Genomic DNA, 24,285 nt, shown 5'->3' on the forward strand with positions numbered 1-24,285 from the left:
CGGCAGGAGGATGACGTGATGGCCTATGCGGAGCAAGCCGAAACAGAGGCACTGCACGAGCCTAAAAGCTTCCTGACCAAATATATCTGGAGTCAGGACCACAAGGTCATAGCCATTCAATATTCCTTGACGGCTTTATTCGTGGGTCTTATCGCCGTGGTGTTGTCCGGCTTGATGCGCATGCAGATAGGCTTCCCCGGTAGTTTGGCGTTCATGGACGCCAGTGCTTACTATCAGGCGATGACCATGCACGGCATGATCATGGTCATTTACTTGCTGACGGCCTTGTTTCTGGGGGGCTTCGGCAACTATCTGATCCCGTTGATGGTGGGCGCCCGCGACATGGTCTTCCCCTACGTCAACATGCTCAGCTACTGGTTTTACCTGGTGGCGGTACTGGTGTTGCTCAGCAGTTTTTTTGTCCCTGGCGGCCCCACAGGTTCCGGCTGGACGCTCTATCCGCCACAGTCCATTACTCAGGGAACACCGGGGGTCGAGTGGGGCATTGTCTTGATGCTCGTCTCACTGGCGATTTTTATTGTCGCGGCCACCATGGGCGGGTTGAACTACGTCACCACGGTGTTGCAGGCGCGCACGCACGGCATGACCTTGTTTCGCATGCCGCTCTCGGTATGGGGCATCTTCATGGCCTCGATCATGGCCTTGCTGGCCTTCCCGGCGTTGTTTGTCAGTGCGGTCATGATGCTGTTCGACAAGCTGTTGGGCACCAGCTTCTTCATGCCGGCGATGATCTCGCTGGGGCAGCAGCTCGATCACCAGGGTGGCAGCCCGATATTGTTCCAGCACCTGTTCTGGTTCTTCGGCCACCCGGAGGTCTACATCGTTGCTCTCCCTGCGTTTGGTCTGGTCTCTGACTTGATCAGTACGCATGCGCGTAAAAATATCTTCGGCTACCGAATGATGGTGTGGGCCATTATTGCGATTGGCGTACTCAGCTTCGTGGTCTGGGCGCACCATATGTATGTCAGCGGAATGAACCCGTACTTTGGCTTTTTCTTCGCCGTCACCACCTTGGTCATCGCAGTGCCGACCGCGCTGAAAGTCTACAACTGGGTGCTGACCCTGTGGCGGGGCGACATCCATCTGACCGTGCCGATGCTGTTTGCCCTGGCCTTTATCGTCACCTTCCTGGTCGGCGGTCTGACCGGGTTGTTTCTCGGCAATGTGATCGTGGATATACCGCTCTCGGACACCTATTTCGTCGTGGCCCATTTTCATATGGTCATGGGGGTCGCTCCGGTACTGGTGGTGTTCGGCGGCATTTATCACTGGTTCCCGAAAGTCACCGGGCGCATGTTGAACGACACCCTGGGCAAGCTGCATTTCTGGATTACCTTTCTGGGCACCTACGCCATCTTCTTTCCCATGCACTACCTGGGTTTCCAGGGCATGCCACGCCGCTACTACGCCTATGAAAACTACGCGTTCATCCCGCAGTCGGCGCAAGACTTGAATGCCTTCATTACGGTGATCGCATTGACCGTCGGCGTTTCCCAATTGCTGTTCGTGTTCAACCTGGCCTGGAGTACATTCAAGGGCAAACCCGCAGGCAGTAATCCCTGGGGCGCGGCCAGCCTGGAATGGCAAACGCCGGACACCCCGCCGAAACACGGTAACTGGGGAGAGAGGTTGCCGGTCGTGCATCGCTGGGCCTATGACTACAGTGTGCCGGGGATAGAGCAGGATTTCGTGCCGCAAACGGTCTCCGCCGAGGAGCTGGAGCACATGCGGCAACTCAGTGCCGGAACTAAGGCGGACATCAAGACATGAACAGGCTGCTATTGAGAAACGCCGACGGCGCTGATCCCGGTGGCAGCTGGAGTCGCGACCCTGAGGGTATTCACGCCGCCGAGGATGCCGATAGAAGGCAAACTGCAAGGGTAGGCCTGCGCTTGTTTCTGGTGGTGGTGAGTTCGTTATTCTTCCTCTTCCTGATCGCCTTTATTGCCCGTTCTCAAATGGTCGACTGGCTACCCCTGACAGAGCCTTTGGCGCCGTTAGGCAATCTCCGGCCGCTATGGCTGAATTCGGCTTTCCTGGTGTTGAGTTGCATCGCACTGCAGTGCTCGCGTATGGCCGCCCGAAAGGCTCGCCCGGGCGCAACTGTCATTGGTTTTGCATTGGGGGGGGGCTTTGCCATTGCCTTTCTGGCGGGGCAACTCTGGGTCTGGCAGCAGTTTGTCGCCTGGGGCTACTTTGTCGCCAGCAATCCGGCCAACAGTTTCTTCTACCTGTTGACCGGCCTGCATGGGTTCCACCTGCTGGGCGGGCTGATCGCCTGGTGCTGGATCGTCGCCAGATTTCTGCGTCATGTGCCACTGGCGCAACTTGGCGCCAGCGTAGAGCTCTGTGCCATCTATTGGCATTACTTGCTGGGCCTTTGGTTCGTGCTATTCGCGCTGCTGGCCAGCACGCCGCAAACCTATGAAGCCATCGCCAGATTCTGCGGCCTGAGGTGAACAGCCATGGCATTGCACTCACAAGCCCAAGTCGAATCCAGTACATCCAATCCACCAGGTTCGCCGCCTGCACCGGGATGGCAGGGCATCGCCAGCGACTGGTCTTCGGATAAAGACGCCTTCAAGCAGGTGCCCTGGGGCAAGGCGATGATGTGGATATTCCTGCTCAGCGATACGTTTATATTCACCTGTTTCCTGACCGGCTACATGTCGGTACGCATGACCATCACCAGCGCCTGGCCGAACCCCAGTGAAGTGTTCGCATTGACGATCGGCGGCAGGGAAATCCCGCTTATTCTGATCGCCATCATGACCTTTGTGCTGATCAGTAGCAGCGGCACCATGGCCATGGCCGTCAATTTCGCCTATCGCCGTAATCGCGCGAAAACCACGGCCCTGATGCTGGCCACCGCTGCCTTGGGTGTGACATTCGTCGGCATGCAGGCATTTGAATGGACCAAGCTCATCGCAGAAGGGGTGCGTCCCTGGGGGAACCCCATGGGGGCGGCGCAATTTGGTGCCAGCTTTTTCATGATTACCGGTTTTCACGGACTGCATGTGTCAATCGGCGCCCTTTACCTCAGCATTGTGGCGCTGAAAGTATGGCGCGGAGATTATGAGCGCTCCGGAAACTATCAGAACGTCGAGATAGCCGGGCTTTACTGGCACTTCGTGGATTTGGTGTGGGTATTTATTTTTGCTTTCTTCTATTTATGGTAGAGGAGCACGGGTGATGGCACATGTTCAGGGTCAGCAACATCCAATCAGTTTGTATCTTAAAATCTGGGGGCTGTTATTCGTCCTCAGCACGCTGTCGTACCTTGTCGACTATTTCCACTTCCATGGCTACCTTCGGTGGTCCCTGATTATAACTTTCATGTTGTTGAAGGCAGGTTTGATTGTCTCCATCTTCATGCATATGGCCTGGGAGCGCCTGGCTTTGGTCTACGCCATACTGGTCCCGCCTTTGTGTTTACTGGTGCTCATCGGGCTGATGGCCACCGAGGCAGACTATATCTTCCTCAGCAGGGGCATTTTCTTTGGCCAGTAAGCAGCTTTCGGATGGCCTTGAGTCTCCAGGCACTAACCCGATATCACTCGCTTGAACTGATGCCATTTGTGCTGCCAAGCCACTGTCCAGTGGGGAGCTGCCGCTCCCGTGCCAGCGATCTTCAGCTTTGGATGCTGTTTGATTACCTGGTCCAGTACCGATTCTTGATCCGGTTCAACATCCACGAAGAAGATATGTTTGCCTTCTTTTACCACCTGCTTGAAATTGCGGAAGTGAGTGTTCGGCACCTGGAACCCAAAAAAGCCGCCTTCCCAGATGCAGAAGCCCAATACAACAATGGCAAGGAAGATAAAAGGCATCCAGCCTGCGGCGGACTCGGTCCAACCCATCCAATAGGCGCCACCCAGCACCAGCGCCGCGAGTGGCACACCAACCACCGCACCAATCTCACCAGAGTGAACAGCATCCTGTTCCATTAACGAGTTGACCTCGTGGAGGTGATGTTCTTCTACATCAGCAACGTTTTCACTGAGTACATGAATCTGTTCGGAATTGATGCCGCTGGCTTCCAATTCATATTCAACGTTTTCAAGATCGTTGAGATTGTCACTGATGTAATAGTGCCGGTTCATGCAACACCTCCCATCTCGGGTTGCTGCAGACCTCCTCTGTCCGGCAGCAGTCGGTAGCTGTACTGTGGGGAACGTTGCACACCCCGTGCAATCTGAAAAAAGTATAGCACTCACTACCTTGCTGATCGGTCGCTAGCTGATCTGCACAATGACCGGACCTTCCGTCACGATCGGCGGGTTCGCGTGGATATTCGATGCATTTTTCTGAATCCATTCACGCGCGACTTTCAGGCTCGCATCGCTGCCGGCCTTATCCGTGCAAACAGTCACCGCCGTGCCACCATCACCCGTATTCAACAGTGTGTAGCTAACGAGGCCAGGCACGGTCCGCAAGGTAGCTTCGACGTCGGCATTGCGCTGTTCCAACCGCTCGAAAAGCTCCTTTGCTCCAGTACCCAGGTAGGTTCTTATCACCGCATACATAGTCGTCTCCTTTGGGAGTACCGTCTTGATGCCAATCCAGATCCGTTGATGGATGCAATCACCCAGGTTTCAGTTCGCCCTGATTTATTAAGCTTAGCCAAACGCCGGCGACAATCGAAATGCAACGACCACCGGCCACTCTCGGCCGATTTCTGCCTGTCGGCAAAGGCAGGCAGCAATCAGCCCATTGCAAACATCAAAATAACCTGGCGCTAACTGAACCTCGCACGCTGGCGCAACTGCGCCGGACTCACTCCAAGGCGTTGCTTGAAGGTGGTCGCCATGTGCGCCTGTGAATTGAAACCGCAGGCGTAGGCGATCTCCGTCAGCGTGGCAGTCGAATCGCGCATCAAGGCACGGGCCTTGGCGAGGCGTCGGTCGATCAGGTAACTGTGCGGACTTTTGCCGGTAGCGTTTTTGAATGCCCGCATGAAATATCCTTCGGACAATCCAAGCAACCCCGCCATCGCCGGTACGCTCAAGGGGCCATCGAGGCCTTCATCAATGAACTCATCGAGCAAGCGCATCCGGTTGCCGGTTATCGAGCCATGGGGTGCTGTCGACACGGCTTCGCTACCCGTCGCCCGCTCGGACAATGCGAGTGCCCAGGCTTCCCAATCGTCCTCCACAGAGGCCAGCAACAGCGCGGCGCGCATTCGCTGTGCGAGGGCAGTGGCCTGCCGATCGATACGATTGTTGAAGGCTCGATCCCCCACCAATGCCATACCGTCGGTGCGCATCACCCGCAGGTATTCACCGCCCTGGGGTGATTCGGACAGCACGTCACAGCCGGCGGGGACGAACGCCAGGCCGTTGGGCACGGCATCGAAGGGGCGTATTCGGTCACTGCCGATGGCGTGCAGGCCTCGCTGGCTGTCGAAAGCGAAGCCGATTCCCGCCTGGGTCGCGACATATCGGGTCGCGTAGGCGCAGCCGGGGAGTAATTCGATTGCCCAAGGCCCGGCCTCGATACGGCGGACCGGTTCGGACAGGAGTGGTGGCGGCAGGCGATTTCGATGACTCATGGACACCATAGTAGTGAAGAGTGGGGGCAAAAGTCAGGTCAGTTTTCTGAAAGCCGGAACACTGCGCCCGTGTTCAGACTGGGCAAAATCTCAGGGGGACCACTCATGCACAGACTGACTCGCGACGATATCGAACAGGCCGCTCGCAGCGTTTACCAGGTCATGCCGGCCACCGCCCAGTACCCTTGGCCCTTGCTGGCTCAGCGGTTGGGTTGCACGGTGTGGGTCAAGCACGAAAATCACACGCCTACCGGTGCCTTCAAGGTACGTGGTGGTATCACCTTCATGCACTGGCTCAAACGCGAGCACCCGGGCGCGAAGGGCATCGTCAGCGCTACCCGCGGCAACCATGGCCAGAGCCTGGCGCTGGCGGCTGGCGCATTGGGTTTGCGGGCGTTGATCGTCGTGCCGCAAGGTAACTCGGTAGAAAAGAACAACGCCATGCGTGGCTTTGGCGCTGAAGTGGTCGAGTATGGCCGCGATTTCGATGATGCCCGTGAAGAGGCTGCCCGCCTTGCGCGCGTGCATGACCTGTTCCTGGTTCCGCCGTTTCACACCGAGCTGGTCAAAGGCGTCGCCACTTATGCGCTGGAGCTGTTCAACGCAGCGCCAGACCTGGATACCGTTTATGTGCCGATTGGCTGTGGATCGGGGATTTGCGGGGTGATCGCCGCTCGCGATGCGCTGGGTCTGGAAACACAGGTGGTTGGCGTGGTTTCCAGTGAGGCCCTGGCCGCTAAGTTATCGTTTGATGCTGGAGCAATACGCGAAACCGCCTCGGCCAACACCTTTGCCGACGGCCTTGCCGTGCGTAAGCCAATTCCTGAAGCCTTTGCTGTCTACGCGGCAGGTGCCGCGCGGATCGTATCGGTCAGCGATGACCAGATCGCCGAGGCCATGCGTGTGTATTACACCGATACCCACAACCTCGTCGAAGGGGCCGGTGCGGCGGCGCTGGCCGCGCTCATCGAGGAGCGTGAAGCCATGTCGGGAAGAAGGGTAGGGGTGATTCTATCCGGTGGGAACGTCGACAGATCGGTGTATGCGCGTGTAATAGCGTGAAGGGGTGCCGTGAGAGCGACTGCTGATCGGGCGAAACAGCAGCTCCTGGCCCGCTGGATCACCGAGTCTTCGATTACGTGGACGATTGATCCGTTTTTTTTCCGGACCCACCATTGCCTTTGGCCTGACGGGCGCTGCGACGCAGTTCCTGTGGCGTGCGCCCCACGACTCGCACGAAGCTGCGAAGCATGTGATCGGCATCGCCGAATCCGAAGCACCTGGCGATCTCTTCGAAAGTCTGGTGTCCGTCCTCGACCATTGGCCGCGCCGACTCGATACGCAGGCGCTCGATAGCTTTCGCCGGTGTCACCCCGACCGACGCCGCGAACACGCGACCAAACTGGCGTACGCTCATATGTGCAACATCTGCCAGACGCTCAACTGACAGATCATCCCGCAGGTGATCGCGCACATGGCTCAGCACCGTGCGGATCCGATCCGAGCCAGGGTCGAAATCCAGCAGCGAAGAGAACTGATACTGGCCACCGGGTCGCCGATAGTAGACAACCAGCATGCGCGCGACGGAGCGTGACACCTCCTTGCCCAGGTCCTGCTCGATCATCGCCAGGGCCATGTCGATGCCAGCCGACATACCGGCGGACGTCCAGACATTCCCGTCTTCGGTCCAGATTCGATCTCCGTCCACGCGCAGTGCCGGATAGCGTGCCTGCAATTGCGGCGCGTAGTTCCAGTGCGTGGTCGCGACACGACCGTCAAGCAGGCCGCTCTCGGCCAGCAGGAAGGCGCCGGTGCAGACGCTGGCAGTGCGGCGAGAGCGCGGGGACATCTGTCGTATCGCCGCTGCCATCGGCAGCATCCTGTCATCGATTGGAGCGGTGGGTGCACCGACGATGATCAGCGTGTCGAGTTGGTCGACAACCTGCAAGGCTTCGGTCGCGACTTGCAGTCCGCTCGAAGCGCCGATCAATCCGCCTTCAAGCGAAGCGACTGTGAATCGATAGCCAGAAGGGCGCGCACGATTGGCGTTGGAGAAGGCTTCGAGCGGGCCACTCAGATCGAGCAATACGAAGCCCGGATAGACCAGGAAACATATGTGACGCTGCATGCACGGAACATCCACAGTCTGAATGGGGCCATGGTACGCGCTTGCTGTCTGGAAGGTCACGGGTGGCATTGAGCCCACCCGTCTCATGCAAGGTGAGTGAGCTTGTCGGCCGAAATCCAGGGATATATGTCCATTTCGTGCCGCCTTCTCGCCGTACCGTGAATGCACCACCCCCACACTGCGGACGTGCAACATGACCTTCAACCGAATTCATCCCGCCAGACTCATCTCCTGCGCCACCTTGCTGGGGGCCATCCTGATGGCGCCCGGCATCGGCTACGCCGCCGAGAACCCCTACGTCGATCCAGCCAAACCGGCACTCCCGGCCTCCACCTTTCAATGGGATTCCAGTCGAACCGCACTGGTCGTGATCGACCCGCAGATAGACTTCATGAGCCCGGAGGGGGCGGGCTGGTCAATCTTCGGCCAGAGCGTTACCGAGCAAAATCTGGTGCCGAATCTGACCCGGCTTTTCACGGCGTTCAAGCAGACCGGAGCGACCGTAGCGATCTCGCCGCACTACTACTACCCCCACGATCATCAGTGGGAGTTTGAAGCGCCAGCGGAGACCGTCCAACACAAGCTGGGTATGTTCGACCGCAAGGGCGCCCTGACGCTGGATGGATTCCGCAATTCGGGTGCCGATTTCATGAAGGAGTTCAAACCCTTCATCGAAGACGGCAAGACCCTCGTCGCCTCACCGCACAAGTTGTATGGCCCGCAAAGCAACGACCTGATGCTGCAGCTGCGCAAGCAGCGGGTCGACAAAATCATCCTGGCCGGCATGGCGTCCAACCTGTGCGTCGAATCGCACCTTCGCGAGTTTCTGGAGCGCGGTTTCGAGGTGGTTGTCGTACGTGACGCCGTCGCCGGCCCGAAGCTGCCTGATGGCGACGGGTACGGTAGCGCGCTGGTCAACTTCCGCTACATCGCCAACGGTGTGATGACGACCGATGAGGTCGTGAAAAAGCTGGAAGGGCGCTGACCTTGGGCATGGCCCATTTCCTGACCAGACAGGGGAGTCCTTGCGGCTCCCGTGTCACTGACTGACGCGGAGTCACCCATGAGCGATAGCGAAAATTCAGGGCTTGTCAGCCCGGACCGACGGGATTTTCTGGTGCTCGGCCTGAGTGCCACGGCCCTCGTTGCCTTGTCCACGGCACCCGGCCTTGCACTCGCGTCCTTCAACTCTCCTGACACCCATAGCGGAAACATGACCATGAGCAAAGTGACAACCCAAGATGGTGTTGAAATCTTCTACAAGGACTGGGGCCCGAAGAACGCCCAGCCCATCGTGTTCCACCATGGGTGGCCGCTCAGCGGTGACGATTGGGACAGCCAGGCGCTGTTCTTCGTTGGCCAGGGCTATCGCGTCATTGCACACGATCGGCGCGGCCACGGCCGCTCGTCTCAGGTAAGCGATGGCCACGACATGGACCACTACGCGGCGGACGTCGCCGCGTTGGTACAGCAACTGAACCTGCGCAACGCCGTGCATATCGGCCACTCGACCGGCGGCGGGGAGGCGACGCGCTATGTCGCCCGGCATGGTCAATTGCACAAGCGCGTGGCCAAGCTGATTTTGATTGGTGCGGTACCGCCGGTCATGGTCAAGAGCCCGGCAAACCCGGGCGGTCTTCCAATCGAGGTGTTCGATGACATGCGCAAGCAACTGGCGGCCAACCGGTCTCAGTTTTATCTGGATGTTGCCAGTGGCCCGTTCTACGGCTTCAACCGCCCGGGTGCCGCTGTTTCGCCGGGCATGATCCAGAACTGGTGGCGGCAAGGCATGGCCGGCGCGGCAAATGCCCACTATGAGTGCATCAAGGCCTTCTCTGAAACCGACTTCACGGATGACCTGCGGGCGATCACCGTACCTGCTTTGGTCATGCACGGTGATGACGACCAGATCGTTCCCATTGCCGACTCTGCGCTGCTGTCGAGCAAGTTGCTGAAAAATGGATCCCTGAAGGTGTACGAGAAGTACCCGCACGGGATGTGCACGACGCACGCCGATGTGGTCAATCAGGATCTGCTGAAGTTCATTCGCGGCTGATCCGTTCGAGCCATGGCTCTGCTGCTCGCAGGGCCATGGAGGGGTTCATTACTCTTATTCCCTGAGTGCATTGATCCGTCCTGATTTTTCCGCAGCTATCAGCGCGGCATGATCTTTCGCATTTTGATTGGCATAGGCGATGGAGAACTTGCCGACAGCCTGGTCGAAAGAGTCCAGCGGGCCCATTTTCGAAATTTTTCGCAGGCCTTCGTGGTAAGCAATTTTCGCCGTTGGTCGGGTCTGGCGACGAAAGTTCAGCACAAAAGCGGTTTTTTTTCGGCAGGGAACAAGAAACGATTCAGCGTCGTGGCGACGCGGGTTTCAGCCAATGGGGCAGGGATCCCCAGGTGCTGGAAACAGTACCGTTTGTCGATGTTTTTGCTCAAAAAATGAACGATCGGGATATGCTGGGCTCTGATTTTCCAGCAGGCGGATCCTTAGAGACCCGCTGCACTCACTAGAAAAATGGACGTATACCTCATCTGCATTGAATGGAATGCGCATGGGGATTTTTTTTACCTGAGACCTGGAGTGATAGTATGCCGTCATCACTGACTCGCTGGGCGAGTCGCTCTCTCTTGTAATACCCAATTATTTAGTTGCTTCAATCAATGCGAATTTAATCGTGCAGGCGCAATTAATTAATTAATTAATTAATTAATTCGCATGCCTGGGGCATGGTCAATTTGCACTGCCGCAATAAGTGGAGATGTAGTCTTGGATATTAATACAATGATCGGCCTGATCGGCCAGAAAGAATCCATGGAGTTTTTGCGTTTAGGCGTTGTGTACGTTCACCTGTTGGCTTGCTGCGTAGCTATCGGCCTGGTGTTTGCCAGCGATGCCGCCATGGTCAAGGATTTGTTGAAAGGTCGTGTGTCGTCGGGGCACGATAATGAACATATGGCCAGTCTTCAGAAGTCTGTTGCCAATGCGTTGATATTCTTGTGGGTCACCGGAGCTGCGATTATAGGTATTGATTACCTTGAAAAAGGCATGACCTATTTTGCCAATCCGAAACTTCAAGCCAAAGTTATTATTGTATTGCTGCTGACGTTCAACGGCATGTTGTTGCACCGCTATGTATTGCCGGCAATGCTGAAGGCCGGTTCGCTGCTTGATCTCCAGATCAATGTGCGAATGTTTGCCCTGTTCTCTGGTGCACTGTCGGGCGTGTCCTGGCTGTATGCCGCCATGCTCGGTGTCGGTCGACCGCTGGCCTGGAAGTATTCGCTCACCGAGTTGCTGATGGCCTATCCGGTGTTGATCGTGCTCGGTTTTGCGATGATGGTGGCGCTGACCCAGTGGGCGCGTAAACGCAACGAAGCAACTCCGGTTCAAGAGACTTCGTGGCTGTTTGCGGGTATTCCTGCGCTGCGCTGAGCTGACGAAAGTCCGGGAAAAGACGGGTGAAACCGTCTGAACCGTTCAAACATCAGACCCCCTCCTTGTGAGGGGGTTTTTTGTGGGTGCGGGTATCAGCAAGTCAAAGAAAACCGGCTCGATTGGCCGGTTTTTTTTCGAGTGAAATACGTCCATTTCATTTCAGCGCCAACGAGTTGATCGTCATGCGTGAGAGCGATCCGAAGCGCTTAACCAGAGGTCCCCGCAGGGCCGGACGGTGAGAAGCCCATCATCCTTTTCGACAAGGGGGAGGGTAGCGAGGTTGATCTCGCGTCTACCGCTCATCGCCAAGGCATAAAATAGGCTTTGACATCATTGGGGGTTTGGTTGAGTATTTACATATCGCATGCGATCTAATCGAAAGCGATAAGAAGCAACGACAACCCTTGCCGTTTGGAGACTCAGCCATGAACACCGGAAGCCGCCGCACAATCTTTATCTCGACCGCTCACGCTTCCCATGGCCAAAACGGCAACAACTGGATCATTGCACACGCCAATTGATGAACGTTGTCTTTTTAAATGTTACAAATATCGTATGCGATATAATCGCACGAAATATTAAATCCTGAGGAAGTCCCCATGAGCAAGATCGAAAAAGTACTGGCCAGCGGCAAAACCCACACCACTCATAACAGCGCAGGCAATACATCGCGCGGCCATAACGGCAACCTCGACATCGTGCTGTCGTCCCCCGGCAGCGACACACCGGCACACGTGCTCACCGCCGTCCAGCCACACCCGAAAGCCGAGCAACTGTTCGCCGGAGCGTGGTCGGCCTGCTACATCGCAGCGGTGGGGCTGGCCGCCCAACAGATGAAGGTGACACTGCCGACAGATACGGCCGTCGACATCGAAGTGGACCTGGGCCAGACCGGCGCGGCCTACTTCCTCCAGGCCCGACTGACCTTGCGGGTGCCAGGGCTGGACCAAGGGGTGGCGACTGAGTTGGCGCACAACGCCGATGCAATCTGCCCGTACTCCAAGGCCACACGCGGCAACATTGATGTCGACATCAACGTCCTGACCGCATAACCCACTGCACGGCCGACTCACCAGGGATCTTCCCGGTGAGCCGGCCGTCGGTGTTTATACGCACTTCCGATACCATCGCGTACGACGTATAGTTTCAGCCTCGCCAGATTGACCCAAGAGAACGTCCATGAAAAACACCGACAAGACATCCGCCCTGGATCTCAAACTCTCCGAGTTCCTGTGTTTTGCGGTCTATTCCACCAACCTGGCCTTCGGCAAGGCCTACAAACCGATGCTTGAACGGCTCGGCCTGACCTACACGCAATACATCACCCTGGTTGCGCTGTGGGAGGAAGACAACCAGACCGTTGGCAGCCTCGGCGAAAAGCTGTTTCTCGAATCCAATACCCTCACGCCGATCCTGAAGAAGCTGGAAGCGATGGGATATCTGCTGCGCCAGCGCGACCCGGAAGACGAACGCCAGGTGCGGATCAGTCTCACCAAAGAGGGGCGAAAACTGCGCGAAGGCCTCACCGAAGACGGCTTTCCGCAAACCGGTCTTGACCCTGACGACTTCGTGCAAATGCAGAAGGCCATTGTGAAGTTACGGGGCAGTCTCATCCGGTCGACGAAAGACCGGGAGTAAGTTCTATCGAGTAAAGTGAGTGGCCCCGGATTGGCGAGGTGCACTGCGCGGAGAAACGCTTTCCTATTCCGCAATCAGGTGCATAAGTGCAGCAGGTTGCAGCGATAGAGAGTCGGCGGGCCAAGTAACGGATCAGAGCGGCTCATTAACCCCGGAGGGTAATGCAGCTATCGGATGTTGTGCGGCGGTTGTATCGCAGGACTGGCCCTTGATCTGAATCCCCCCCGATTTCGGCGTGAATTCACCCCGCCAATGGGCGCGAATCCCCAGCAGGGTTCGCATCTCCATCAACTCAGACATTTCAAATTCCGAGCAATGTTTGCGGGGCGTTCAGGTATGCCGACAAGTATTGTTACATCGATGGCAGGGTAATTGCTGAGCGAGGGTATCCCGTTCATGAAAGGTGTCGGGACGCCGTGGAGCTGTAAGTACCCCCATTGAGTGATTGATGTAACCATCGGGTTGCATCACGAAATACCCTTGGTTACTCAATGGAAGTGCTGCAGTCATCCTCTGCAACTGTCCAGGGGAAGTCGTTATGAACCACTCCAAGGTAGCGCCGCTGCGTCGTCTGTTGTGCTTACTGGTTTGCCTGCTCACGGCCACGCTGGTGGCGGCCGACGAACCTCAGGGCAATGACAGTCAAGGCAATGAGAAGTGGCTGGAGCCGGCACGCTCCAGGCTCATGCATGTGATTGGCGGGATGCCGTTCTTTCCCCATCGGGCCAATACCACCGGCAACCTGGTCTTGAATGTGAAGGACTTCGACAATGCCCAGGTCTGTGGCGCTTGTCATACGGAGATCTACAGGCAGTGGCGTTCATCGATGATGTCCCAGGCCTGGGATGAACCCATCTATCGGGCCTTGCTCAAGCGCGCGAGTGCGGCCACCGAGGGCAAGGTCGATAACTTCTGCACCGGCTGCCATACCCCGATCGGTCTCACGACCGGGCAGATCACTTCGCAAGTCAACCGCTCCTCGATTGAAGACAGCGAGAAGAATCATCCGATGCCAGGGGTCGATTGCGAGACCTGCCACAACATCAGTGCCCGCACAGGCCTCGATAACGGTGCCTATGTCCTGAGCCCTCGGGCAAACGGCAAACCGACCAAGTTCGGCCCGCGCAAGGATGCCGTTTCGCCTTATCACGACACCGTGTATTCCGCTCTGCACACGCGCTCGGACTTTTGCGGCACCTGTCACAACGTCACGCATCCCTTCAGCAGCGTGGCGGTCGAGCGCACCTATGACGAATGGCAGGAGAGCACCTACAGCCTTAACAATGTGACCTGCCAGAGCTGTCACATGCCGGGCTTTGCGGGTAAGGCCGCGATCATGGGGCCAGACCGCGAGGAGGTCGCCTCGCATTGGTTCAGCGGAGCCAACGCGACGATGCTCAAGCATCTCGGTCAGGAGGAGGGCGCGCAACGCGCACGCGACATGCTCGCGCGTGCCGGGGACATAAAGTTCCAGCAAGTACCGGCAGCCATGACGCCCGGGCAATACACCTCGGTGGCCGTCAAAGTGACCAATGTCGGCGCCGGGCACAAGCTGCCGACCGGCTTTCCCGAGGGTCGGGAGATGTGGATCGATTTCCGGGTGCAGGATGCCAATGGTCGCGAGATCTATCGCCTGGGCTCGATCAAGGACGGCAAGACCGAGGTCAACACGCGAAATTTCAAGGTGCATATAGGCGACAAGGACGGCAATCCGTTGGATGTCGAGGTCTGGAATGCCACGCAGATTCTCTCGGACAACCGCATTCTGCCCAAGGGCTACGATATCGGGGAGTTCTCCTTCCTGGTGCCGGCCGACGCCGTCGGGCCGCTGACCCTGACTGCCGATCTGAACTACTGGCCGTTTTCCCAGAAACTGGCCGATTACCTGCTCGGCAAGGACAAGTTGCAGGTGGAAATCACCCGGATGGCCAACGTCACGCAGAGCGTACCCCTGTCGACCGGATCCGAGACGGCGAAGCGGGCGGTACCCGCGAAGTTGAAACTCGACGACGTCAGCGCCTACTACAAAGAATGAACATGTCATTGCCATCGTCGAACAGGTAACGCGTCTCGGACAGAGAGCGCATCCGACCCAAAGCCGACAGTGATGACAGGCGGCTTTGGGATTGAAACGATCATGCAGCCGGTTCTTTGCGTTTGCTGACGCCATGACCAGTCGTTTGATAGACGACGCTAGCCTCCGCTGCCACTGCCACTGCCACTGCCACTACCGCTGCTATCTTCCTGGTCATTGTCGACCTCGACCTGTGGCCCGACACCATCTCCTGTACGGAATGTCGGTAACGCAACCGAGGCCACGAATTTCACGCCGTCCCAGCTGGGCAATGGCGTGGGCATCAATTGAATCTGGCCCGGGTGTTCAGAGTCCCAGCGCAGCAGCATCGCCGTGTCCTCATGCTGTGTGTTGTGGCAGTGCTCCATGTAGGTACCGGCAAACTCACGGATGCGTATGGCCATTTCGACATTGTCGAGGCTCTCAGGATGGCGGCCTACATTGTAGATATCCTTGCGCGCGCCTTTTTCCCATTCTGGTGGCGGTTTGCCGCCTCGAGTGAGAATGATCCCTTCCTCGAAATGCACATGCACCGGGTGACTCCAGCCATTGCCGCCGTTCTCGATCTTCCAGACTTCCAGCGTGCCTTCACCCTTGAACCCTGCCGGTGTCGGGCCAGTGGCCAGTTGTGGCGCGGCTGAAATCCGGCGCGGGTCCATGCCGAAGCCTTCGCCGCCATCGGTCTTGATCGTCCAGGGCTTGAAATCCGTGCCGTTGGAGCGGCCAAAGATAAAGGTGCGGTGCCGCGCCTGGGCAAGCCGGGCGATATCGGCAGGGTCATCACGGTTCAAGGGCAGGGGGATCATGACCTTGCCCTCGGGCTTGCCAGGCTTGGCGGGCTCGAAGTCGACCGGATTCATGCTGACATCCTGGCCGGTGTAAGGCTGGACGTTCAGTTGCAGGAACAGGCCCACGCCCGGGTCACCGTTGACCCACTGTGGCCCGTGGCTGGTTTGCCGGACAACGGGCAGGTACTTCCCGGAGAGTACATCCGCCAATGGAATGTCACGTTCGGGACGCTTGCCGTTTTCATGCTCCTCGATGTTGACGAAGAAAATCTTGTCGCCCGGGTTGATGCCGTTTTTCGCGAAGTCGATGACGATGTCATGGCGTTCGGAAACGCCAAGCAGTGGCAGAATGCCATTGTGGTTCTGTGTGTCGCCGTCACTATCGAGGTCCAGGCTGCCATCGAACGGCACCGCGTGCTCCATGATATTGCCGTCGTTGGCAATCAAGTGGAACGGCACCCGGTTATAGGAAACCCCGGAGTTGTTCGGGCCAGGAAACTCGCCACCATTACCATTGACCTGACGCACCACCGCCAGCTTGAAGTAGCGAGAAACCGATCCGTTGAGAATGCGCAAACGGTAGCGGCGGGCACGTACGTCCAGGAAGGGTTTGTACTCCCAGTTGGTCAGCACCTGGTCACCGAGAAAACCGTCGGTGTTGAAGGGGTTGAACCACAACTGGCCGGCCTGGTCCCAGGCCTTGTCGGCGATCGTCAGGTTGACGTCATAGTCACGGTTACCCCACCCCAGCCCCGAACCGCTGGCCAAGCGCAGGTTGACCCCGTCGTCGACCGCCTCGTTGCCACGGTCCACGGCGCTGTAGTAGTTCATCATCGTCGCATTGCCCTTGTAGACATTCTGCGCGGTGAAATCGAGCATGTGATCGTGGAACCAGTGACTGCTCATGGTTTCGCGCCAGTCGCCACGGATCTTGATGGTGCCGTTGTCGCAGGTCTTGAAGCCGGGGGTGGCGTCGTTGACGAACAGGGTTTCACCGGGGTCGCAGGGGAATGCCGCACGCGGATCCTGAGCACTGGTATTGATGCTGTCGTAACCGGCCAACTGGATCGGCCAGCGATAGTCGTAGTACTGGCCCGGGAAGAAGAACGCGTTGGCGAAGCCATCGCTTTCCGCAGGCGAGTGGCCGTTATGTTCATGGGTGGTGATGGTGTGCAGGCCAAAGCCCCGGTTGGCCGATGGGTCAATGGGCAAGGCATCGTAATGACGCATCAGCATCGCTTGGCCATAGCGGACTTGAAGCAGTTTGGGCGGAAAGGTGCCGTCGAATGTCCACAACGCGTTATGGTCCTGGACAGGAAAGTTGGGGTGAAACTGCACTTGAATGCCCTTGGTGGTGCCCTCGTTGGCCGGGTTGCCATTGGGATTGTGATAGAGCCCGCCTGGCGAAAACTCCCCCACGGCGTAGTTATGCCGTTGCATACGATCACGCAAGCCGCTGTTGACGTGCGCGCCGGCTTGCACAGTCTTGAAGGCGTCGCGCGGGAAAAACTCATTGAAACGCTGGTGTGACCAGCCTTTTCCCGGTGGCCGGCCTTCTGCGGGCGAATCGACTCGGCGATTGAGGAAAAGCTCGATCTGCGCCTTCCAGGGGTTGCGGTCCAGGACATTGGAGAACTCTGTCGGGAAGGGCGTCAAGGCTGGCTCCCTGAGAAAGGCGTCCAGCGCAGCCGGCGACGGGCCGCTACGCGCCACGTTCAATGGATCTTGCGCCGGTGCGGGGCCCAGTGTCGGAACCGGAAACGGAACGGGTGATGGCGGGTCGGTCGCATCCAGTTTGTTCGAGCCGAACTCCTCGAACAGTTCAAGCTTCTGGGAGAACGGTTGAACCCCGAACACCGGGCTGGCATTACCGTTAGTGGGGATGTTGAAGCTGGGTTGCAGATCGGGTGGCAGCACATTGTCGACCAAGGGGGTCTGGCGGTTACCGATCACTCCATTGGGTAAATCAAAAGCGCCAACGTTTGCGGGAGGCAGTTTGAGCAAGTCCCGCAATGCGGCATCGGGGTCGGCGGGCGGATTGGTGAACGCCGATGGGTCGGTAGGAGGCGGTGGATCGGTGTTGTCGAGGGGCACTGCCCGGGCCTGGGACAAGCCCAGCCCCAACATGATCACGGCAGCAGAGATACTCAGCGCCAGCCTGGTTTTGAACAATGGACTAGGTTTCAGCCTTCCGGCATCCAGTTTCATCGCAAACACCTCTGACGGGTTCCTCGGAGCGCGTGGCAATGCATGGGCAACAAGCCACTGCTCCTGGCCCGGCTGGCAAAACGTTTGATTTCGAGCCGGGATGGGAACGATGCATATTTCCCGCCGAAAGTGACAGGAGGTGACTGATGGCTCTACGCCGCGTTCCCCTTGTCTGCTGGCTTCAAGCAGGCGTATGAGAAGCCAGGATGAAAGCCCCGATGACGGGGAATATCCCCCAATACCGGGTGCGATTGTGCGGGGTGTCCGGGCTAAGAGAAGTGGCCACTTTCTGAATGAATCGATGGCTGACTGCTGTCATTCGCACCGACTTCATCGGTGCCCGCTGTTGGCCGAAGCGGCTGCGGGCCCAGGCTGTTCAGTCGTGCAGGCCTGCCGTTTCATCCAGGTGGTCAATGTGCCTGAAACGTTCAACCAGGAAATCGATCAGGCTGCGCACACGGGCTGACAGGTGTAGCTGTTGCGGGTACACCGCATAAACATCAGCGCGTGTCGGGGTCTGGTCTTCCAGCACTAATCGCAAGCGGCCGCTGCGCACGTATCGGGCAATGTCCCATTCGGCCCGCAACAGGATGCCGTAGCCTTCAAGCGCCCAATTCAGGGCCACTTCGCCGTCGTTGCAGCCCAGTGCGCCACGGACCTTGATGTTTTGCGTGCGCCCCCCGTTGGTGAAACTCCACACACCGTAGGGCGTTTCGTTTTGCCTGAGAAAGATGCAGTTGTGTTGCTGCAGCTCCGACAGGCGTTGCGGCACACCATGCTTTTCCAGGTACAGCGGCGAAGCGCAAAGAAGACGGCGATTGGACGCGATCTTGCGTGCATGGAAGGCGGCGTCCGGCAGGGTACCGAAGCGTATGCCCAGGTCAAACCCATGGGTCGTCAGGTCCAGGGGGTGATCGCTGATTTCCAGCTGCACCTCCACCTCTGGGTACTGGGCGAAGAATGCACCCAGGGCCGGGCCGATGTATCGGCGACCGAAACCCAGCGACGCGTTGACCCGAATCAGGCCCTTGGGTGTAGCCCGACTGCTGTGGATCAACTGCTCGACCTCATCGATCTGCGTCAGGATACGGGCGGCGTGGGAAAACAACAGTTCACCTTCCGAGGTCAGGCTCATGGAGCGCGTGGTGCGATTGACCAGGCGGATGCCCAGTCGAGCCTCCAGCGCGGTGAGACGCTTGCTGACCGCCGGCGGCGTGATACCCAGTTCCCGCGCGGTTGCGGCAAGACTGCCTTTATTGGCCAAGAGGTAGAAAAACGACAAATCCAAGGTCTGGCTCATTCGTAACTCAAAGTTATTTATGTAGTGATTATGAGTAACTCACACCTATTTGTTCACTACATATACTCCGCTCACACCCTGATTGAACAGCCCGTTCGACAGGCACAACAAGAAACTTACGAGAGTGGAGTTGACCATGAGTGCATACAAGATTGCAGCGGTTCCAGGTGATGGCATCGGTGTCGAAGTGATTGCCGCTGGCGTCGAGGTGCTGCAAGCCCTGTCGAAAAAGTCCGGCTTCCAGCTGGATTTCAAACACTTCGACTGGAACTCGGATAACTACCTGAAAAACGGCTACTACATTCCCGAAGGTGGCCTGGAAGAACTGAAAACCTTCGATGCGATCTTCTTCGGTGCAGTGGGCGCGCTCAACGTGCCGGATCACATTTCACTCTGGGGTTTGCGCCTGCCGATTTGCCAGGGCTTCGACCAATACGCCAACGTGCGTCCTGCCCGGGTACTGCCTGGGGTGAAGAGCCCGCTGCACAACGGCGATCAAATTGACTGGGTGGTGGTGCGGGAAAACTCCGAAGGTGAGTACTCCGGCAACGGTGGTCGGGTACACCGTGGCCTGCCGGAAGAGGTCGCCACCGAGGTCTCGGTATTCACCCGTGCCGGCGTCGAGCGCATTCACCGTTTCGCTTTCGAACTGGCACGCAGTCGTCCGCGCAAGCACCTGACCATGGTCACCAAGTCCAACGCCCAGCGTCATGGCATGGTGTTGTGGGACGAGATTTTCTATGAAGTCGCCAAGGATTTCCCGGACGTCAGGATCGACAAGGAACTGGTCGATGCGGTGACTACGCGCATGGTGCTCAAGCCGTCGACGCTTGATGTGATCGTCGCCACCAACCTGCACGCCGACATCCTGTCTGACCTGGCCGCGGCACTGTCCGGCAGCCTGGGTATCGCACCGACCGCCAACCTCAACCCGTCACGCCAATTCCCGTCGATGTTCGAACCGATCCACGGCTCGGCGTTCGACATCACCGGCAAAGGTGTGGCCAACCCGATCGCGACGTTCTGGACGGCTGCAATGATGCTCGAGCATCTCGGCGAACACGCCAGCGCCAAGCAGTTGATGTCAGCGATCGAAGCGGTGACCGAAAGTGGTGTGCATACCCCGGATCTTGGCGGCAACGCCACCACCCGCCAGATCACGGATGCGGTCATCGCGTTGATCAACCGCTGATTTTTCCAGCGCTTCCAGGCAGTACTGCGGCACAACGCCGAGGGGCAGGTCAGTTGATCTGACTCCTTGGCATTTCCTGACAACAATAAAAAATCAGGGTCCTGTCATGAAAAGAATATTCGGCAAACTCTATGTGCAAGTGCTGATCGCCGTGATCCTCGGCGCCATCGTCGGCGTGTTCGTTCCCGAAACCGGCGCTGCGCTCAAACCCTTGGGCGATGCCTTCATCAAATTGATCAAGATGCTCCTCGCTCCGGTGATCTTCCTGACCGTGGTCACAGGGATTGCCCGCATGGAAAACATGAAGGAACTGGGGCGTGTGGGCTTTCGGGCCTTGCTCTATTTCGAAGTGGTCTCGACCCTGGCGCTGGTGGTCGGCCTGGTGGTGGTCGATGTGTTCAAACCCGGTGCCGGCATGAACATCGATGTCGCCACCCTCGACACCACCAGCCTGGCCACCTACACCACGGCCGTGAAACATGCATCGTTCATGGACTTCGTCATGAACATCATCCCCGACACCATCGTGGATGCCTTCGCCAAAGGCAATGTGCTGCAGATCCTGCTGTTTTCCATTCTGTTGGGCATCGCCCTGGCGCATGTAGGGCCACGGGGCAAAGCATTCGTCGATACGCTCGATAGCCTGATGCAGGGTATGTTCCGCATCGTCAACATGGTCATGCGCCTGGCACCGATTGGCGCATTTGGTGCCATCGCCTTCACGATCGGCAAGTATGGCTTCGGCTCGCTGTTCTCTCTGGGCAAGTTGATGGCTTGCGTCTATCTCACCTGTGCCGTGTTCGTGATCTTCGTCCTCGGCCCGATCTGCCGCTACAGCGGATTCAGCCTGTGGAAGTTCTTGAAGTTCATCAAGGAAGAGTTGTTCACCGTGCTGGGTACCAGTTCTTCGGAGTCGGTGCTGCCACAGATGATTTCCAAAATGGAGAAGGCCGGGGTGTCCAAACCCGTCGCCGGGATGATCATTCCCTCCGGCCTCACCTTCAACCCGGACGGGCAAGCGATCTACTACACCATTGCCGCGATATTCATTGCCCAGGCTACCAACACGCCGCTGACCCTGACCGATCAACTGATCGTGCTGGCGGTACTGATGTTCACCTCCAAAGGCTCGGCAGGTGTCACCGGTTCCGGGTTCATCATTCTGGCCGCCACCTTGTCTTCCCTGGGCACCATACCGGTGGCGGGCATGGTGTTGCTGCTGGGCGTCGACCGGTTCATGTCGGAGGCGCGGGCAATCACCAATACAATCGGCAATGGCGTGGGCACCATGGCGATCGCCAAATGGGTCGGGGCGCTGGACACCGTCAAAATGCACAAGGCACTCAATGGTGAGGTCGAAGTGCAGAAGCCCGAGGCTGTGCGGGCGGAGGTTGTTCATGTCCATTCATCGACAAAGAACAGTCCCTTGTTGCCCGGCCTTGACCAAGCTTCACGAGTGTAGATATCCGGGGGCTTACGTCCTGAGTGCAAAGGGCCCTTCGGGGCCCTTTATTGTTATGCCGGCGGCTTCGACAGGGGGGGTTTGAACCAGCGGCGATTTGAAATGAACCAGGTCGCGTTCAGAAAATTCAAATGAGAATACGTATCAAGACGTGGTGACATGGTATACCATGCGCCGCGATTTATTGGCATGTATGCCGTCCCATTTGGCTATTTTCACAAGGTTTCCTAGATGCGTCGTACTCTGGTGTCTATCTGCGTGCTTCAGGCGCTCTCCGCTTCCTCTTGGGCGGAGCAGGCAACTACCGATAAATCCAGTCTGGAGTTGCAAGCGACTGACATCGTTGGCACATCGGACTTTGAAACCGCCCTGGGGCCGGTTGACGGGTATCGCGCGACGCGTTCGGCCAGCGCCACGCGCACCGACACATCGATCCACGAAACCCCACAGTCCATCAGCGTGGTCACCAGGGATGTCGTCGAGGACATCAGTGCCACCCGACTGCAGGACGCCCTCGATTACGCCGGTGGTGTGGGGCGGGCCAACAATTTCGGTGGCCAGGGCCTGACCACCTTTACCGTGCGTGGCTTTACCACCGGGGAGTTCTATCGCAACGGGTTCCCGATCAACCGTGGCTATCCGAACATGCCCGATGCCAACACCATCGAGCGACTGGAAGTGCTGCGAGGACCGGCGACCATGCTCTATGGCCGAGGCGATCCGGGCGGCACCTTCAACGTCATCTCCAAACAACCCCTGGCCGTGCCCACTGTGACCCTGGGTAGCCAACTCGATGATCAGGGAATGAAGCGTGGCACGCTGGACGCTTCCGGCCCGTTGGACGAAGAGGGCCGCCTGGCCTATCGCCTGAACGTGGTGGGTGAGGGCGGTGATACCTTCCGCGATCATGTCGAAACCGAACGCTACGGCGTGACGCCGGTGCTGTCCTGGCAGGTCACCGACGACACCAAGGTGATTTTCGAAGGCGACTTCATGCGCAACAATCACCCGCTCGATCGCGGCGTGACGCGCTATCCGAATCAGATTGGCACCGCGTCCCGCGATACCTTCTTCGGCGAAAAAGACGTTGGCAAATTGCACAATGACAACAACATGGCGCAGCTGCGGTTCGAGCATCTGCTGAGCGATAACTGGACGCTGGGCGGCGGATTCCAATGGCTCGACGGCACCCTCGAGGGCAATGCGGTCGAAGCCAACGGTGTGGCCGCGGACGGGCGCACCCTGGGCCGTAACTTCAACTACCGCAAGCTGGAGTGGACGGACAAGGACACCCAGCTCAACCTCACCGGACATTTCACCGCAGGCGGTTTCGATCACACCCTGCTGACCGGCGTCGAGTACGAGGATTACGACTACAAGTCGATCATCCAGCGCTCAAGCGGCGCCGTGAGTGCCTACCCGATCGATATCTTCAACCCGGTGTATGGCCAGCCGCGTCCAGCCTTGACCCGCACCCCGACCAATGACAAGGAAAACCTCAAGACCTACGCGGCATTCGTCCAGGATCAGGTGGCCTTGACCGAGCGTTTGAGAGTATTGGCCGGGGCCCGTTTCGAGCGCTTCGAGCATGATTACCAAACCTTTGTGCCGGGCGGCAAAAGCTGGGAGGCCAGCGACAATGCGGTGACCCCGCGCGTTGGCGTGACCTATGACCTCACTGACACCGTGGCGATCTATGCCGATACGGCCCGCTCGTTCAAGCCCAATACCGGTGCCAGTCGCCAGGGCGGTGGTTTCGAACCGGAAAAGGGCAAGTCCTATGAGCTGGGTATCAAGTGGGAAGCGCTGGACAGTCAATTGAGTGTCGACGCGGCGATCTACCAGATCGAAAAGCGCAACGTACTCACCACCGATCCCGTGGACTCGACGTTCAGCGTGGCGGCAGGCGAGGTGCGCAGCCGTGGTTTCGACCTGAACATCGCCGGCAACCTGACCCCGCAATGGCGGGTGATCGGCGGCTACGCCTATGTCGATGCCGAAGTGACCAAGGACAACGTCATCAAGTCCGGCACCCGGCTGATGAACATCCCGCAGAACAGCTTCAGCCTGCTCAACGTCTACGAGTTCCAGGATGGCGCGCTCAAGGGACTGGGGCTTGGCACCGGGCTCAAGTACGTCGATGAGCGTGCAGGGCAGACGGCCAACACGGCGTTTTCGATGGGCAGCTACACCGTTGTCGACCTGCTGAGCTACTACAAGGTGAACGACAGGATCAGGCTCAACCTGGATGTTAAGAACCTGACGGACGAAGATTATGAGGAGGGCGCATTCGGCAACGTTTACGCCTATCCAGGGGCACCAAGAACGGTGCAGGTCGGTGTTTCCTACACGTTGTAGTCCGGATGAATGCCGCGCGTTGCGGCGCCTTCAGGCTTGCTCCCGGACCATCCGCGCCACGAGTATCTCGTGGCCAACCAGTCGGGGGTTCCGGCCTGCAGCGCGCAGGCTTGGCCTGGAACC

General features: G+C 58.1%; 22 protein-coding genes. 14 read left to right on the forward strand and 8 right to left on the reverse strand.

Features of this window, described 5'->3' with window-relative positions:
- The first annotated feature begins 18 nt into the window (after positions 1 to 18).
- From ctaD to AC3IT9_RS13925, 4 genes are read left to right on the forward strand one after another with little or no spacing between them, the layout of a single operon-like run.
- Complete coding sequence (gene ctaD / locus AC3IT9_RS13910; RefSeq protein WP_489273511.1) at positions 19 to 1,791, forward strand: cytochrome c oxidase subunit I; 1,773 nt, start codon at positions 19 to 21, stop codon at positions 1,789 to 1,791.
- Entirely contained in the window at positions 1,788 to 2,480 is a 693-nt protein-coding gene (locus AC3IT9_RS13915; RefSeq protein ID WP_489273400.1) for a cytochrome c oxidase subunit 3, read from the forward strand. The genes ctaD and AC3IT9_RS13915 overlap by 4 nt, the downstream gene beginning before the upstream one ends.
- Before the next feature lie 6 nt (positions 2,481 to 2,486).
- Positions 2,487 to 3,200: a heme-copper oxidase subunit III family protein gene (locus AC3IT9_RS13920; RefSeq protein ID WP_489273401.1), complete on the forward strand. Its 714-nt coding sequence runs from the start codon at positions 2,487 to 2,489 to the stop codon at positions 3,198 to 3,200.
- 13 nt (positions 3,201 to 3,213) lie between these two features.
- Complete coding sequence (locus tag AC3IT9_RS13925; protein ID WP_489273402.1) at positions 3,214 to 3,531, forward strand: cytochrome C oxidase subunit IV family protein; 318 nt, start codon at positions 3,214 to 3,216, stop codon at positions 3,529 to 3,531.
- 32 nt (positions 3,532 to 3,563) lie between these two features.
- Here AC3IT9_RS13925 and AC3IT9_RS13930 read toward each other — a convergent pair whose 3' ends face one another.
- The 3 genes from AC3IT9_RS13930 to AC3IT9_RS13940 all read right to left on the reverse strand — a co-directional run bounded on the left by AC3IT9_RS13930 (position 3,564) and on the right by AC3IT9_RS13940 (position 5,581).
- Positions 3,564 to 4,124: a magnesium transporter gene (locus AC3IT9_RS13930; RefSeq protein ID WP_223448859.1), complete on the reverse strand. Its 561-nt coding sequence runs from the start codon at positions 4,122 to 4,124 to the stop codon at positions 3,564 to 3,566.
- 132 nt (positions 4,125 to 4,256) lie between these two features.
- Positions 4,257 to 4,547 carry a hypothetical protein gene (locus AC3IT9_RS13935; protein ID WP_489273403.1) on the reverse strand — a complete coding sequence of 97 codons (291 nt, stop codon included), beginning with the start codon at positions 4,545 to 4,547 and terminating at the stop codon, positions 4,257 to 4,259.
- A 212-nt stretch (positions 4,548 to 4,759) separates the two neighbouring features.
- A complete protein-coding gene (locus AC3IT9_RS13940) occupies positions 4,760 to 5,581 on the reverse strand; it encodes an AraC family transcriptional regulator (RefSeq protein WP_489273512.1) in 822 nt (273 codons plus the stop codon).
- 96 nt (positions 5,582 to 5,677) lie between these two features.
- Here AC3IT9_RS13940 and AC3IT9_RS13945 point away from each other — a divergent pair, with 96 nt between their 5' ends.
- Entirely contained in the window at positions 5,678 to 6,634 is a 957-nt protein-coding gene (locus AC3IT9_RS13945) for a threonine dehydratase (RefSeq protein ID WP_150752807.1), read from the forward strand.
- A gap of 73 nt (positions 6,635 to 6,707) precedes the next feature.
- Here AC3IT9_RS13945 and AC3IT9_RS13950 read toward each other — a convergent pair whose 3' ends face one another.
- On the reverse strand, positions 6,708 to 7,700 hold the full coding sequence (locus tag AC3IT9_RS13950; RefSeq protein ID WP_489273404.1) for a GlxA family transcriptional regulator: 993 nt from the start codon (positions 7,698 to 7,700) through the stop codon (positions 6,708 to 6,710).
- 193 nt (positions 7,701 to 7,893) lie between these two features.
- Between AC3IT9_RS13950 and AC3IT9_RS13955 the strand changes: the two genes are divergently transcribed.
- Positions 7,894 to 8,685 (forward strand): cysteine hydrolase family protein, encoded by a 792-nt coding sequence (locus tag AC3IT9_RS13955; RefSeq protein WP_191633608.1) that lies wholly within the window; start codon positions 7,894 to 7,896, stop codon positions 8,683 to 8,685.
- Positions 8,686 to 8,919: 234 nt separating this feature from the next.
- A complete protein-coding gene (locus tag AC3IT9_RS13960) occupies positions 8,920 to 9,756 on the forward strand; it encodes an alpha/beta fold hydrolase (RefSeq protein ID WP_150752997.1) in 837 nt (278 codons plus the stop codon).
- Positions 9,757 to 9,810: 54 nt separating this feature from the next.
- Here AC3IT9_RS13960 and AC3IT9_RS13965 read toward each other — a convergent pair whose 3' ends face one another.
- Positions 9,811 to 10,017: a hypothetical protein gene (locus AC3IT9_RS13965; protein WP_423502894.1), complete on the reverse strand. Its 207-nt coding sequence runs from the start codon at positions 10,015 to 10,017 to the stop codon at positions 9,811 to 9,813.
- Between the two features lie 471 nt (positions 10,018 to 10,488).
- Here AC3IT9_RS13965 and AC3IT9_RS13970 point away from each other — a divergent pair, with 471 nt between their 5' ends.
- From AC3IT9_RS13970 to AC3IT9_RS13980, 3 genes are all read left to right on the forward strand, one after another.
- Positions 10,489 to 11,139, forward strand: a complete 651-nt coding sequence (locus AC3IT9_RS13970; RefSeq protein ID WP_150724312.1) for a hypothetical protein — start codon at positions 10,489 to 10,491, stop codon at positions 11,137 to 11,139.
- Positions 11,140 to 11,741: 602 nt separating this feature from the next.
- Positions 11,742 to 12,194 carry an Ohr family peroxiredoxin gene (locus AC3IT9_RS13975; RefSeq protein WP_057714894.1) on the forward strand — a complete coding sequence of 151 codons (453 nt, stop codon included), beginning with the start codon at positions 11,742 to 11,744 and terminating at the stop codon, positions 12,192 to 12,194.
- A gap of 127 nt (positions 12,195 to 12,321) precedes the next feature.
- The gene (locus AC3IT9_RS13980) at positions 12,322 to 12,780 is read left to right on the forward strand and encodes a MarR family winged helix-turn-helix transcriptional regulator (RefSeq protein WP_008051025.1); all 459 of its coding nucleotides are present in this window, start codon (positions 12,322 to 12,324) and stop codon (positions 12,778 to 12,780) included.
- Between the two features lie 132 nt (positions 12,781 to 12,912).
- Here AC3IT9_RS13980 and AC3IT9_RS13985 read toward each other — a convergent pair whose 3' ends face one another.
- Entirely contained in the window at positions 12,913 to 13,080 is a 168-nt protein-coding gene (locus tag AC3IT9_RS13985; RefSeq protein ID WP_489273405.1) for a hypothetical protein, read from the reverse strand.
- 238 nt (positions 13,081 to 13,318) lie between these two features.
- On the opposite strand from AC3IT9_RS13985, the gene AC3IT9_RS13990 reads away from it, so the two are divergent.
- The gene (locus tag AC3IT9_RS13990; protein ID WP_489273406.1) at positions 13,319 to 14,815 is read left to right on the forward strand and encodes a multiheme c-type cytochrome; all 1,497 of its coding nucleotides are present in this window, start codon (positions 13,319 to 13,321) and stop codon (positions 14,813 to 14,815) included.
- A gap of 158 nt (positions 14,816 to 14,973) precedes the next feature.
- Here AC3IT9_RS13990 and AC3IT9_RS13995 read toward each other — a convergent pair whose 3' ends face one another.
- Positions 14,974 to 17,850 (reverse strand): multicopper oxidase domain-containing protein, encoded by a 2,877-nt coding sequence (locus AC3IT9_RS13995; protein ID WP_489273407.1) that lies wholly within the window; start codon positions 17,848 to 17,850, stop codon positions 14,974 to 14,976.
- 376 nt (positions 17,851 to 18,226) lie between these two features.
- Positions 18,227 to 19,150: a LysR family transcriptional regulator gene (locus tag AC3IT9_RS14000; protein WP_489273408.1), complete on the reverse strand. Its 924-nt coding sequence runs from the start codon at positions 19,148 to 19,150 to the stop codon at positions 18,227 to 18,229.
- Between the two features lie 136 nt (positions 19,151 to 19,286).
- On the opposite strand from AC3IT9_RS14000, the gene AC3IT9_RS14005 reads away from it, so the two are divergent.
- The 3 genes from AC3IT9_RS14005 (at position 19,287) to AC3IT9_RS14015 (ending at position 24,162) form a co-directional block, all read left to right on the forward strand.
- Positions 19,287 to 20,342, forward strand: a complete 1,056-nt coding sequence (locus tag AC3IT9_RS14005; RefSeq protein ID WP_150752810.1) for a tartrate dehydrogenase — start codon at positions 19,287 to 19,289, stop codon at positions 20,340 to 20,342.
- A 106-nt stretch (positions 20,343 to 20,448) separates the two neighbouring features.
- Entirely contained in the window at positions 20,449 to 21,804 is a 1,356-nt protein-coding gene (locus AC3IT9_RS14010; RefSeq protein ID WP_489273409.1) for a dicarboxylate/amino acid:cation symporter, read from the forward strand.
- A 231-nt stretch (positions 21,805 to 22,035) separates the two neighbouring features.
- Positions 22,036 to 24,162 carry a TonB-dependent siderophore receptor gene (locus tag AC3IT9_RS14015; protein WP_489273410.1) on the forward strand — a complete coding sequence of 709 codons (2,127 nt, stop codon included), beginning with the start codon at positions 22,036 to 22,038 and terminating at the stop codon, positions 24,160 to 24,162.
- Positions 24,163 to 24,285 lie beyond the last annotated feature (123 nt).

The organism is Pseudomonas sp. KH_046_1, assembly GCF_057839025.1.

Coding starts and splice junctions, on each gene's coding strand:
- ctaD (WP_489273511.1), top strand. CDS start 19: ATGGCCTATGCGGAGCAAGCCGAAACAGAGGCACTGCACGAGCCTAAA.
- AC3IT9_RS13915 (WP_489273400.1), top strand. CDS start 1,788: ATGAACAGGCTGCTATTGAGAAACGCCGACGGCGCTGATCCCGGTGGC.
- AC3IT9_RS13920 (WP_489273401.1), top strand. CDS start 2,487: ATGGCATTGCACTCACAAGCCCAAGTCGAATCCAGTACATCCAATCCA.
- AC3IT9_RS13925 (WP_489273402.1), top strand. CDS start 3,214: ATGGCACATGTTCAGGGTCAGCAACATCCAATCAGTTTGTATCTTAAA.
- AC3IT9_RS13930 (WP_223448859.1), bottom strand. CDS start 4,124: ATGAACCGGCACTATTACATCAGTGACAATCTCAACGATCTTGAAAAC.
- AC3IT9_RS13935 (WP_489273403.1), bottom strand. CDS start 4,547: ATGTATGCGGTGATAAGAACCTACCTGGGTACTGGAGCAAAGGAGCTT.
- AC3IT9_RS13940 (WP_489273512.1), bottom strand. CDS start 5,581: ATGGTGTCCATGAGTCATCGAAATCGCCTGCCGCCACCACTCCTGTCC.
- AC3IT9_RS13945 (WP_150752807.1), top strand. CDS start 5,678: ATGCACAGACTGACTCGCGACGATATCGAACAGGCCGCTCGCAGCGTT.
- AC3IT9_RS13950 (WP_489273404.1), bottom strand. CDS start 7,700: ATGCAGCGTCACATATGTTTCCTGGTCTATCCGGGCTTCGTATTGCTC.
- AC3IT9_RS13955 (WP_191633608.1), top strand. CDS start 7,894: ATGACCTTCAACCGAATTCATCCCGCCAGACTCATCTCCTGCGCCACC.
- AC3IT9_RS13960 (WP_150752997.1), top strand. CDS start 8,920: ATGAGCAAAGTGACAACCCAAGATGGTGTTGAAATCTTCTACAAGGAC.
- AC3IT9_RS13970 (WP_150724312.1), top strand. CDS start 10,489: ATGATCGGCCTGATCGGCCAGAAAGAATCCATGGAGTTTTTGCGTTTA.
- AC3IT9_RS13975 (WP_057714894.1), top strand. CDS start 11,742: ATGAGCAAGATCGAAAAAGTACTGGCCAGCGGCAAAACCCACACCACT.
- AC3IT9_RS13980 (WP_008051025.1), top strand. CDS start 12,322: ATGAAAAACACCGACAAGACATCCGCCCTGGATCTCAAACTCTCCGAG.
- AC3IT9_RS13985 (WP_489273405.1), bottom strand. CDS start 13,080: ATGTCTGAGTTGATGGAGATGCGAACCCTGCTGGGGATTCGCGCCCAT.
- AC3IT9_RS13990 (WP_489273406.1), top strand. CDS start 13,319: ATGAACCACTCCAAGGTAGCGCCGCTGCGTCGTCTGTTGTGCTTACTG.
- AC3IT9_RS13995 (WP_489273407.1), bottom strand. CDS start 17,850: ATGAAACTGGATGCCGGAAGGCTGAAACCTAGTCCATTGTTCAAAACC.
- AC3IT9_RS14000 (WP_489273408.1), bottom strand. CDS start 19,150: ATGAGCCAGACCTTGGATTTGTCGTTTTTCTACCTCTTGGCCAATAAA.
- AC3IT9_RS14005 (WP_150752810.1), top strand. CDS start 19,287: ATGAGTGCATACAAGATTGCAGCGGTTCCAGGTGATGGCATCGGTGTC.
- AC3IT9_RS14010 (WP_489273409.1), top strand. CDS start 20,449: ATGAAAAGAATATTCGGCAAACTCTATGTGCAAGTGCTGATCGCCGTG.
- AC3IT9_RS14015 (WP_489273410.1), top strand. CDS start 22,036: ATGCGTCGTACTCTGGTGTCTATCTGCGTGCTTCAGGCGCTCTCCGCT.